General features: G+C 40.2%; 13 protein-coding genes. 12 read left to right on the forward strand and 1 reads right to left on the reverse strand.

The annotated features are described in order from the left end of the window. The 6 genes from DDR33_RS24400 to DDR33_RS24425 all read left to right on the forward strand — a co-directional run. On the forward strand, positions 1–476 hold a 476-nt coding region (locus tag DDR33_RS24400), incomplete at its 5' end, for a DNA/RNA helicase domain-containing protein (protein ID WP_146198856.1). 16 nt (positions 477–492) lie between these two features. After that, a complete protein-coding gene (locus DDR33_RS24405; RefSeq protein ID WP_109418420.1) occupies positions 493–849 on the forward strand; it encodes a (deoxy)nucleoside triphosphate pyrophosphohydrolase in 357 nt (118 codons plus the stop codon). Positions 850–947: 98 nt separating this feature from the next. Then, a complete protein-coding gene (locus tag DDR33_RS24410) occupies positions 948–1,781 on the forward strand; it encodes a hypothetical protein (RefSeq protein ID WP_109418421.1) in 834 nt (277 codons plus the stop codon). 76 nt (positions 1,782–1,857) lie between these two features. After that, positions 1,858–2,082, forward strand: coding sequence for a hypothetical protein (locus DDR33_RS24415; RefSeq protein ID WP_109418422.1), 225 nt, complete (start codon positions 1,858–1,860; stop codon positions 2,080–2,082). A gap of 425 nt (positions 2,083–2,507) precedes the next feature. Further along, entirely contained in the window at positions 2,508–2,867 is a 360-nt protein-coding gene (locus DDR33_RS24420; protein WP_109418423.1) for a hypothetical protein, read from the forward strand. Between the two features lie 211 nt (positions 2,868–3,078). Further along, the gene (locus DDR33_RS24425; RefSeq protein ID WP_109418424.1) at positions 3,079–3,300 is read left to right on the forward strand and encodes a hypothetical protein; all 222 of its coding nucleotides are present in this window, start codon (positions 3,079–3,081) and stop codon (positions 3,298–3,300) included. A gap of 40 nt (positions 3,301–3,340) precedes the next feature. Here the strand turns inward: DDR33_RS24425 and DDR33_RS24430 are convergent, their stop codons facing one another. Next, positions 3,341–4,363 (reverse strand): helix-turn-helix transcriptional regulator, encoded by a 1,023-nt coding sequence (locus tag DDR33_RS24430; protein WP_109418425.1) that lies wholly within the window; start codon positions 4,361–4,363, stop codon positions 3,341–3,343. Between the two features lie 564 nt (positions 4,364–4,927). Here DDR33_RS24430 and DDR33_RS24435 point away from each other — a divergent pair. The 6 genes from DDR33_RS24435 to DDR33_RS24460 all read left to right on the forward strand — a co-directional run. Beyond that, positions 4,928–6,043 (forward strand): Panacea domain-containing protein, encoded by a 1,116-nt coding sequence (locus DDR33_RS24435; protein WP_146198857.1) that lies wholly within the window; start codon positions 4,928–4,930, stop codon positions 6,041–6,043. A gap of 2 nt (positions 6,044–6,045) precedes the next feature. Next, the gene (locus DDR33_RS24440) at positions 6,046–6,510 is read left to right on the forward strand and encodes a hypothetical protein (protein WP_109418427.1); all 465 of its coding nucleotides are present in this window, start codon (positions 6,046–6,048) and stop codon (positions 6,508–6,510) included. A gap of 81 nt (positions 6,511–6,591) precedes the next feature. Then, entirely contained in the window at positions 6,592–6,840 is a 249-nt protein-coding gene (locus tag DDR33_RS24445; RefSeq protein WP_109418428.1) for a YegP family protein, read from the forward strand. A gap of 459 nt (positions 6,841–7,299) precedes the next feature. After that, positions 7,300–10,563 (forward strand): hypothetical protein, encoded by a 3,264-nt coding sequence (locus tag DDR33_RS24450; protein WP_146198858.1) that lies wholly within the window; start codon positions 7,300–7,302, stop codon positions 10,561–10,563. 177 nt (positions 10,564–10,740) lie between these two features. Then, on the forward strand, positions 10,741–11,148 hold the full coding sequence (locus DDR33_RS24455; RefSeq protein ID WP_109418430.1) for a hypothetical protein: 408 nt from the start codon (positions 10,741–10,743) through the stop codon (positions 11,146–11,148). A gap of 18 nt (positions 11,149–11,166) precedes the next feature. Then, the coding region (locus DDR33_RS24460) for a pre-peptidase C-terminal domain-containing protein (RefSeq protein WP_202913839.1) at positions 11,167–12,497 on the forward strand (1,331 nt) is incomplete at its 3' end.

Below are 12,497 nucleotides of genomic sequence, written 5' to 3' on the forward strand. Positions count from 1 at the left end.
ATAATCACGTACATCCCAGTTACCAGGCCTGGTCATATGCAGCCCTATTGCAAGATTTCAACGAAACAGTCGCAACAGACAATATCCAGTTAAAACCCTGTGCCTATCTGCATAATTGTACCGACCTTACGGTTATTCGCATCCCGTTTTATCAGCAGTATACAGTTACCGAGGTAGGCTGCATTCATACCTGCCAGGGATTGGATGCCGATTATGTCGGTGTCATCATTGGGCCAGATCTGGTGGTTAGGAATGGGGAAGTAGTAACAGATGCTTTTCGGCGAAGCAGTGACGAGACCGCAACCAAAGGGAAGATCAAACGGATGAAAAATGATCCGGAGGGGACAACCAAATTGTTGGATCGCATCGTTAAAAACACTTATCGTACACTGATGTCGCGCGGTATGAAAGGCTGCTATATCTATTGTACCGATCCTGAAACAGCAGCATATTTTAAACAGTTAGTAACCCCTTAATCACTTAAATCAGCTCATGATACCAGTCGCCGCCGCCGTTATCTTCGAGGGTGAACAATTTTTAATCGCCCGTCGTGCGCCAAACAAATCTCAGGCAGGCTTTTGGGAATTCCCTGGTGGAAAAATCGAAGCCGGCGAAACGCCCGAAGCCTGTTTAAAAAGAGAGCTCAAAGAGGAATTGGCCATCGAAGTGAAGGTCAATCACTTTTTAGCGGAAAATGTCCATCGCTACGAACATATTTCTATCACATTGAAAGCTTATCATTGTTCCTACGTAGCAGGGGAGATTCAACTTAATGACCATGATATGGTGCGTTGGATCAGTTCCGATGAAATTGATCAATATACTTTCGCACCCGCATACATATCCTGATATCACCAGTTGTCACCCGGCTCATGTATAGCCAGACATGTTTTAATGCATAATTTTTTGTTATTAAATAAAATTGATTTATATCTTAAATTTATAACGTGAATAAAAAGACCAAATCTCTCGTTATTGCTGGATCCGTTTTCACTATTTCGACAACAGTCGGACAAGTAGCTTCAATAAATCAGATCTGGTTGATTGCCGTCGTTGCTATACCGAATGTCTTAGCTTGGCTTTACGTAGGTTATATTCATTTTCTAATGCCCTATCCCAGTCTTTCTGGAAGGCAGTATCAAACCATCAACAATCTTTTGCCGGAAGACAGCCAGGTAGAACATAAGCATATTGAAACTTTACCCGAACTGATGAACATATGGCAACAAGATGAAATTGAGTATAAAGAGGCCAATATTGATTTCGACCTTTTACGAGACTGGTGGGATAAAAATAAAAAGGGTCTTTTCATAAGAACAAAGGGTAACAAGATAGAAGGTTCAATTGGCATTTGGTCTATCACCGAAAGTTTCTTTAACGATATCCTTAGATACACAAAGAACGATACTCAACTACGTCCTCGTGATATCATTTCCCATGAAGAAGAGTCGAACGCGCAATTTTGGTACATTTCGGGATGGTTTATCAGAACTAATGAAGATATTTTGCATCAATTTTTAGGAGAGGCATTTCAATCACTTTTGATACGGCTACACGATCATACGGGTAGCATTAATATTTCAATTATCCCTATGACAACACTTGAAACGATATTGCTTGAAAGACTTCATTTTAAAAAAATAAGTACTAATAGAAATGGCCAACTCCCTGTTTATTGTTATTCGAAGCCTTCTCTCGATCACCTTAGACAAATTACTGCGTTGTTCTTAAGAGCGGATTCCGGCATTGAAGCGTTTGAACGTAGTGAATCAAGTAGATGAATTTTTGTGGTAACTAGGACATAAAAGCAAACGCTAAACTCTACTTTACATCGCTTGACTTAGAGGGAAAAGGCAAATGAAAAAAATACGATTTACGGGCTGGAAGAAAGGAGTGAATAAGATTGAATTTATTCAACTATTACATCATAATGCCGGAATTTCCCTCAAAGAAGCAAAGCAAATCAAAGACAGAATCGTGGATGGGGAGATTGTAGAAATTAATGCAAAAAAAGAAGCCGCTGAATATATAATCAATCAGTCATCGAACTGTGGGTTTCAGGGAGAGATGATCGAAGAATAAGTTCTGGGCCTGGATAAAGCCAGGGAATGGGTAAAAGAGCATTTTGAAGTGTCAGGAGGGTATGAGTTGTCTTACGGTGCTCAGCTTGGAGGAGGTTTTAAAAAGGGCATCGCAGCTTTTGCAAATGTCTACTCGACAGTATATTCCGATTTGTCATTTAGTAATAAAGCTCCAGTGAGCGCTAATAAATACCATCCTAGAGATAAGACTACAAATGGAATAGGTGGAGCATACTATCTTTGTGTAGATTATAAACGTGAGTCAACTGCAGGCCGTCTATTAATACAATTTCGGTGGGTATAATGGGATTTGGCGGGAATATTTCTTGGGGAAGTGATGGAATTACTGATTAGCTTTTCGGATTTGATCCGTCTCTGAAGGCGTTGGCTTAGAAGGTAATTTAAGAATTGGATTTTCTAAATAAGATGGAAGCAATAACAATCATTTTGGGTTTGGCCGTTGTATTAGTTATAGGCAATATGTTAATCTATCGGTGGGTTGTAAGTAGAGCTATGAAGAAATTCATACGACCGTATTTTACAAGGATAGGATATGAAATAAGACAAACGAAATTTGTAGGACTGTTAAAAACTGGTGATTTTAAGGTTGCTGGCTTCCCATTACGTCCTTTTATGCCTAAGGGTAACCCTATGCAGACTACCTATGTGTATTTATACTTATCAAAAGGTTCAGGCCCTCAAGTAAGAATTACAGCAAGAATTGACACCTTGTTTTTGTTTATCAGAAAGGTCGAATATAGTTCTTTACCAGTTAAACCCTCGTAAAGCAACCAAGACAAAAAGAACTTCCATCTTAAAAGACCTGGTACAGATACTATCCAAAGAATTCCGGTTGAAAGAAGAAGAACTACAAGAGCTCTTACCAATATAGAGGATATGGCGGAAGAGAGGCGTAACAAGCTCAATCACTGTTGACTCTCCAACAGCCCGGATATTTAAAACACATTTCAAAAGATTATATTTGTAATATTAATTAATGAAAAGCATCAAAGATGAATTACAATATATCATTCTCGGAGATGAACCGTTTGGCCAGGGAAGCAAACTCAAAAAAGCCCAGACTTTCCTTAGAGGATATGCGGAAGCAAGCCTCGACGCTGAAGAACAGCAGCGCCTCAAAAGTAAAGAAACAGAAGCAATCCTAGCGTTCGCTGAAGAAGAAAACCTATTTTATGAGGGGATCACACCCCATATTTAAGCTGCACCCAGATGATGAAAGTTTATCTTCTAAACCCCGGTTAGAAATTTGATGCCCCATACCCCTTCAACGCCTCCATCAGCCGTTCTTTGATCCTTTCTTTCAGATCTGCCGGCTCCAGCACTTTCACCGTTTCGCCAAAAGACAAGATCAGGCTTTCCAGTTCAAAATTCGGAATCACTTCCAGCGATACCACCAGGCCAGACTCATCATTAGAAATACGCTTTTGAGAACCATGGAGAGGCTTCGATAACACATAAGGAGCAGCGCGCGGAGGAAACTGAAGCACAACCGTCACCGGCTCACTACCCTCCACTATAGTCACACCGATTACATCCTCGAAATACTCATTAAAATCATATTCAGTATTAGGGATAAAGACAATATCCTCCTCCGAAATACCCAGAATCCTGTCCAGGGCCAGAATAGTGATTTTGTTAAGTGCATCATTAAGACCAAGCAGAAACCAGCGATTATTATATTGTTTCAGATAATAAGGATGAATGATAAAATCGCGGGCATGATCACTCTTATACGACTGGTAGGAGATACAAAGAGGGTTTTTATAGAGTATATGATGAAAAAGAGGAGCCAGAAGCTCAATACCTTTCAGGTAGCTGTTGCTGTCGAAGCTAATGATCGGAGCCGACTCATTTTCAAGAAGAAAAGCTTGTTCCAGTTTCGGTCCCAGTTCATGCACCCACTCAAACTGAGGCAGTCCCTGAAAACGGGTCAACAAACGCATTGCATCCCTTAGCTGTTCAATCTCTGCCTGGTTAAGCGGCTGGTTGTCGATCGAGAAGTTTTTATCAGAATACCTGTAATAAACCCGTTTGCCGTCCGGAATATGATCAATCGGAGCGCTCCAGCCTTCGGAACTTTCCATATACCGAATATCTTCCAGAAGCTGACGCCGTTTTATTCCCCGGCTGTCCGGATCAATTTCCAGCAATCTTTCATTCACGCATTTCAAAAGATCCTCGATAAAGTATTTCTTCACCGGATTAGCAAAGCACTTATCCAGCACATGATACCTGGTTTGGGCATTTTTATTTACCGCCATAGCTGATAATTATAGAGTAAAAATAAATAATTTCCTGTGCAGATACAGTGCATAGGTGCTGATAATCTTTGCATGTAAAAATTATAGCAATGAAGTATTCATATAAAACGAGCGTCTCCTTGAGATGTACTACCTGCGGAGAGACCGATTTCGATTTCAATCAGGATAAATCCTGGGTTAAGGGCAGTAGGTGAGATGAAGGCCGAAGTAACCAAAGATTTGCGGGAGGAGCTAACCCGTTCACTGAAGAACGCGTTTAGGAGCAATAAAAATATCAGGATCAGGTGAGATGAAACGGATTAGTTTAGGTGTCTCGGTCGCTGCAATAATCATTTATTAATTAACTGGGATGACGAATTTAAGGAGCGAAACCAGCATCGGCAGATCTTGACATTTTAAGGTGCAAAGGAAAATCCTAATTTGTTATCCTCTACATTTTCTACTAACATTGTATAAGAAAATTCTACAATTCGTTGTATTTCAATAAATAGGCATTTGATCCAGTTTAATTACAGAAAAGCAATTCAGATATTAAATCTGCTGGCCAGAAAAGAAGGGGGCGTCATGAACAAAATGAAAGCCCTTAAGTTGCTATGGCTCGCAGATAGATTGCATGCTCGGATGTATGGCCGGACAATAACCGGCGACTGTTATAAGGCGATGCATAATGGTCCGGTAGCATCAGCAACAAGAGATATTTTAGAATATGGTATTACAAAGAGCATTAAGACAGAAGCTACTACCTATCTAAAATCAATAGAGGAAGACCGTTATCTTTTCGGATCAGTAGGAGAGGTCAACTATAAGGTTTTTTCGAAAACCGATATCGACTGCTTAGATATGGTGATGGAAACTTTTGGTGACCAGGAGGAATTTCAACTGAGTAAGCTATCTCACTCATTTCCTGAATGGAAACGATGGGAGCGTGAACTTTTGGAGGATTCAGGACGTGCATTCGATATCCGGCACGAAGATTTTTTCGATTCTAAAACAACCGGCATTAATAAATTATTCAATCAGTCACCGGAACAGTTGCAACAAAGCCTCGAAGCATTTTCCGGTCAGCTTTATAAGGAGAAGTTTGATTTAGCTGAAGATAAGGCATTTAATGTTCTGATTTATTATGCCGAGCGGCTCAACGCCCTATATCTCAATAAGGCATTACTTTTACTATACATTGCAGATGAGACTGCCGTAAAACAGTCTGGCGTCCCAGTAACCTGGATGACCTATAAAGCATGGCGGTTCGGCCCCATTCAGGAAGCCCTTTATAAACAAATAAGGCACGCGGGAGACTGTAAAAAATTAGGGTTAAAAAACTCCCAGAACGATTATGTCTTCACTTTAACAACCGACTCGGGAGCTCATAAGGGCATCATCATAAAGCCTAAAAAGAGCTTTGACGATTCCCAGTTCTCAGACTACGATATTGATATTCTGGACGCAACGATAGAAAAGTTTGGATTATTTACGACCGAACAACTTTCTGATCAGTTACGGCAGGATGGTACTCTCTGGCATAAGGTAGTTAAAGAACATCATCTTCAGAAACAGTTTGACCAGAAGAACAACCGTTCCGATTACATCATAGAATTTACAGACCTGTTAGATACAGATTTTAAAAAATCAGCTTACGAGGTAGCTTATCAGTCGTATCTCATGCAGGCGAACCTGATTTAACCATGGACATACTTAAACCTGGCAACATCTTAAGAATACCTGATTACGAATTTGAAAATGGGGGAGAGCCAAGGGATAAATACCTTATTGTTGTGGATGTTTCTTCAGAGATCTCGCTCCTTTTAAGAGTCCTTACTACCTCGCAAATACATGTCCCCGAAGAAAAGATAATGCATGGTTGCCGAAACGAGCCGGAAAATGGTCTTCATTATTTCATGTTCGAAAAGGAAAGATGCATTGGTACTCTTGCACAATCAGATTTCAGCTTCTACAAGCATACGTTTATTCTTTTTCGAAATAATATAAAGGACCTTCCGATTGCGCCATTTATTTTAAAGTATCAGGGTGTTGCAGAACACGTTTGCACGCTTCACGCTGAAGAATTCGCACGCCTAAAGAAATGTATCCGGCAAAACGGCCGGATGGCCGATCGTTCTGCCAAAAGAAACTTCCCTCATCTCTTTTAAAACCTATTGAATTTTCTCTACCTATGCACCTCCACTGCACACATCCACCTCATCTTTGGATTATAAATTAATGATTCAATTATGAACAACCCCAAATTTCAGGTGTTCAGGAGCACAGCCAACAATCAGTATTATTACCATTTAAAATCCGGCGAAGGCTACAAAACCAGGCAATCGTGTTATGACGGCATTGCATCAGTAAAAGCTAATGCACCACTAGACAGTCTTTATGACCGGAAGGATAGCAATTATAATTACACATTTAATCTCAAAGCCACTAATCACGAGATCATAGGCCGCAGCGAAAACTATACGTCCTATTCTATTTAAAAGAATCAAGATATATTTGGAAATATAATAATATTTATTATATTTGAATAAAGAAACTTGGATGGAAAAAATGCATAAGAAGAAAGTCCGAACCACGAATTAGCTCTCTTATATTATTAAAATACTCTTCCAGGATTCTGTCTGCATACTCTACAATTTATTTTACATATACTAACTATTAAGCTCTTTTTCAATATTTAAGCTTGTGTGGCAATTCGTTGCTTATGCTTTAGCCAAATTGCATAATCGTGATGTGATGCTGATATAAACCAATTATTTAAGCAAGGATTTGTGACTCGGGTTTTATAAAATTTGGTTCGTAGTGGTGCGAACGAATGATTAGCATCGTTGTGTGTGAATTAACTATAAATCTATATGTTGTCATTTATCAAAAAAACCTTGAAAAAATGTGAATATGGCTATATGTCTGAGCACATGAATTCCGTAAAACTTATTCCCATGAAAATTTCAATCATGCTTGTTTGTATGATGTGCTGCTATGAAGTTGCCTATTCCCAGGATTTTCCCAAGGTAGTTCCACCCTCACCGCAATCGCAGTCGTTTGAAAAATATGTAAATTATAGGGTTGCTCTGTATAATGGTGTTCCGGAAATTGATATACCCTTACATGAGATTCAGCTTAATACTATCAAAATCCCGATAAACCTGTCTTATCATGCATCCGGAATTAAGTATATGCAATATGATGGAAATATAGGTGTAGGTTGGACCCTCAATCCCGGATATCGTGTAAACAGGGTAATATATGGAAAACCTGATGATAGTTATGAAATGCCTACTGATACCATAAATAAAATTACTAATGTATATTTTCCATCTAATGGTGGATTGCGTAATGATCAAATGCTGGCTCCCTTTGTTCAAAGTTATTATATGAATAACGCTACAAATTCCGATAAATCGGTATTTTATGATGGGGAATATGATATGTTTACTTATATGCTTCCCTCCGGAAATGGCCATTTTATTATAAAAAATAGACAAAATTATGCTGTCGACTTTTTGGAAAAAGTAAATAATACTGTTGAATTCAACGTGAATAATGCCCCGTCACAAGTCGAACGGCTACAGGGGGGCAAAATTAAGGATGAATCCGGAACGACATATTATTTTGGAAAATCAACTGACGGGATTTACACGTCAGAGAAAATGAATACGAATGGAGGCCAGTGGGATGCTTATTCAACATCCTGGCCTATAAACGATATTGTATCTGCCACGGGGGAGCAAGTGCATTTCAACTATACAACAGCATATGAAATCAGGAAAAATCCAACTAATATAACCCTGTCTGTTCGTGAGGCAATTGAAGGGCAGCAAGTTCCAAATGGTCCTCTTTCTCCGACTTCTATAAGTAAGACAAATGGAGCTGATACACGCTATCACACTTTTTATGTTAATCAAATTACTACACCTAGTGAAAAGGTTGTATTTATTGCTGATAAGCGATCGGACCAGCTCAATTTAAATGTAGATCAATATTATATAAAAGAAATCAATATTTACTCTACAATTGGGAACAAGATGCTTAAGAAGATCAAGTTTTTTTCTTCCAGATGCAATCCTCATTGGCTTCTTGATTCTGTGCAGATTTGCGACAGCAGCAGGGTGATCCAAACATATAAATTCGAATATTTTGACTTGCCTGACACACAGAAGAGTAATCCATGGAGATTCTCAAGTTATTATGCTGATCAGTGGGGGTATTATCATGGTGGTGGATCTGGGGCGAGTTACGTACCAACACCTTACTTGCACAACGATATTGCTGCCGGTGACGTATATAAAGAATCTGCTTGGTTTAGTTTTCCTGTAGATCAGTTAATTAGTACCGCATGGGCGCTTAAAGTTGATAAAAGTCGGGCTGATACAAATACAGTAAAAGCCTTTACATTAAGAAAGATACTGTTTCCAACAGGCGGATATAGAGAATATGAATATGATTCTAATATTTCGTTAAATAATGTAAGCGGGGGCGGATTAAGGGTTCGGCGAATTAAGTCTTTTGATAATGCTGGTAAATCATTAACAAAAATCTATAAGTATGGTCAAAATGAAAGTGGAATAGGATCTGCAAACGGGTTAGTAAATTCTTCGCTCTTTAAATCTGTTAACAAAATATGTAAAGTATTTCCTCCCTGGGGACAGATGTCCCAATATAATGATGTTGGGTGTATCTATAATTATTCAACCGTTATAACTGGTGATGGAAGTGCGGAAGAGCATCTGGCAGTGCATTATCCGCAAGTCTCGGTATACGATTACGATAACTCGGCGGGTGTATGTGGGAAAACCATTTATAATTTTTCCAATCTTGGAACGGATTTCTCGTTCCAAACCGATATGTACAATCGTTTTGTTCCAAATGGTACTAGCGGGCTAAATATATCAGGATATGACTATTGGCAGAAGCCCGTATTGCAATCAAGTTATGTATATGCTTCAACGCCCGAAAATGGGTTTTCATTAAAACATTCCACTATTAATGAATATAAAACAATTTGGGGCACAGTTTATCCGGGAATAAAAGTATCTCAATACGCATTTTATGAAGGTGATAATATTTATGCGATTGAATCGCTTTCTGACCCCAATCAAGCTTATTTCTCTCCTTATGATAGCCCTTACTATAGTAATTCTCAATATAGCCCCCGACTGTTTTCCTTTTATTGCTGGATGCCTTATTCTGTGGGTTCTGGAATTAATTTACTTACAAAGAGCACAGAGACAGACTATAGTGCATCTGGAAACGTAGTGTATACCAAAGCCCTGGAATACAATAATTATAATCAACTTTTTCGAACCACTGTTTTTTCAAGCGACGACAAAAAGATAGTAGAAGAAATAAAATATCCATTAGATTATCCTGGACTTGCTAACAACTCAGTTTATAGTATTGGAATAAATAATCTGCTTTCTAAGAATGCAGTTGATAAAGTTATAGAAAGATCCAGTTATATTATAGACCCTTCCAATCAAAAAAAACTTGTCAATTCTGAACTATATCAGTATAAGTCTGATCTTCCTGTTCCGCTAAAAGCGGAACGGATTTTTACAGATACTCCGTTGTCAGATTTTGTGAGTTCTTCAGGGGTAAACGGTATGATTCAAATAGATAGTAGATATAAACCGTATATTTCATTTACAGGTTATGATGCAATCGGGAATATAACAGAAGTTAGTAAGTTTTCCGACGCGCCTGTATGTTATATATGGGGATATAATAAAAGGTATCCTGTCGCACAGATCACTGGAGCAAACGTCAAAAACGTTTTTTATGAAGGCTTTGAAGAGATAGGTGGAAATAGTCCCAAAGATATTTGTAAAGCTGGTCATTACAGTTACATTGGTAGCTATAATAAAATATTGACAAATCTGACTAATGGGAATTATACATTAAGTTATTGGCAAAAGGCTGGAGCCAATAGCTGGACGCTGAAGAGGAATACAGTTACTGTAAGCAGCAATTCTTATCAGATTGATATAAATGCTGGTCAGATAGATGAGATTCGTTTATACCCGTCAGAAGCTAAAATGACAACGTATACGTATGATCCATTGGTTGGAATAACAAGTGTAATAGATACAAGAGATGCGGTAAGCTATTTCTATTATGATAATTTTAACCGCTTAAAAACTATAAAAGACGAGGATGGAAATGTAATCAAGAGTTATGCTTATCACTATAAGACATCGGAATAAATAAAGAGATTGCATTCGCATTATAGTAAGTAAGAATACGTAGCGGTTAGTGTTCCGACAGATTCATCTTAAAACCGATGATAGCAATATCCCGGGTTTGTAACTTTCGAATTATCGAAGACAAACTCCTGGAATGATTTAATGACCATTACAATTAAATAATAAAAATACTCAGACATGATCAATATGAAAACTCTAGTTGCCTTTTTCGTCTTTTTTTTAAGCTACTGCCTTAACTTTTTTTCCTGTTATGCACAAACCCGGCCCGATAGCATCGGGGCTCGGCAACGAGTGCTGAGTGTCTCAGACCAGAAACTCAGCCAGTTCAACCACTATCGCCGCACCCTGAAAGGCGACTCGGCCAAAGCAGAACAAGTAAACAAAGTTCAATCAGAATACAAGGAATCTATGAAAGCTCTTGAAACCGACAAAAGCCTCAGTCAGGAAGCCCGAATAGCACGCATCAAGACGCTAATAGCCGAGCGCAACCGGATGCTGGAAAGCTTTCTGAGCCCCGAGCAGCAGGCAAAGATTATTCCTTCTACAGAGCGCGGACCAGTCAATGAAGAGAAGAAAGTGAAATAAAGGCCTAATAAAAGACATATGAACCGATCCTTACAAAAACAGCCAATTCTCATCAAGGCGATAAGGCTGGCTTCGATTATCATTCTTCTCTTGTGCCTGCTAAGCATTAACGTTTTGGCTCAGAGTGGGACAGATATGTATAACGCTATCAAAGCTGGTGCCTACGGCTCCTGTGGAGGGAATAGTTTTACCGATTACCGCAATAATTATTATTTCGACGGATATTACTATTCCAACCAGATAGGCCATCCCAGTCCTGAAGTATGGTATGAACTGACCGTTTCCGATTATACCGACCTTCATATTTCCTTGTGCGGAAGCAATTTTGATACTTATGTCCACCTGCTGGACGCAAACGGTTATACCATAAGTACCAATGACGATTCTGATTGCGGTTCACAATCTGTCATTAGCCAGCCCAGTCTCTCCTCGGGGACCTACTATGTGGTGGTAGAGGGCTATAGTACGTATACCGGAGATTACAACCTGGAGATCAGCAGCAACTCTTATGGTTCGCCCACAACAGGAGCAAATCAGTATTATCCTATTTTGGCCGGTACCTTCAGCAATTCAGGAAGTTACACCCATACCCTGAACAATGCGGATCCCTGCTTGACCAACGACATAGGGCAGCCCAGCAACGATATCTATTACCAGTTTACCCTGACCAGTACGGCTACCGTCACCCTGTCGCATTGCGGCAGTACGTTCGACACTTATCTGTACCTGCTGAACAGCTCCGGCGGATTGATCAACCAGAACGATGATAACAGTGAGCTGGAGTGCCCAGGCAGCCAGTCCTGGCTACAGACCACCCTTTCCGCCGGCACCTATTACGTGGTATCCGAAGGATATGGTTCTGGTACCGGCGACATCATCACCAATATCCGTGTCAGCATGGGGCAGGCTTCACCTGTGATCGCCTACACGTTCCCCTCCGAGATTATTTCCGGCAGTCCCGTATCCGTCAATGTCACCAATACCGGAGCGGCCGCAGTCTCTAGCCAGAGCACCAGTACCTATGCCGGTACAGGTGCCTCTGGGTATACCAATAGTTCCGCATTGTCCTCTACGTTCAATAATCCCCTGGCCGTCGTCGCCGACGCCTCCGGGAATATCTATGTAGGAGATGCAGGGAACAATGTGATCCGCAAGATCACCCCGGCGGGGACCGTCAGCACCCTGGCAGGAGCCGGATACTCCGGCTATGCCGAAGGCACCGGTTCCGGGGCCCAGTTTAAACTGCCCTCGGCCCTGGTGATCGATGCCTCCGGTAACCTGATCGTCACCGACCAGCAGAACCACCGGATCCGGAAGATCACTCCCTCCGGCAGCACCAGCCTGTTTGC

It is taken from the genome of Pararcticibacter amylolyticus, from assembly GCF_003130405.1.
In the GTDB taxonomy this organism is placed as follows: Bacteria; Bacteroidota; Bacteroidia; order Sphingobacteriales; family Sphingobacteriaceae; genus Arcticibacter; species Arcticibacter amylolyticus.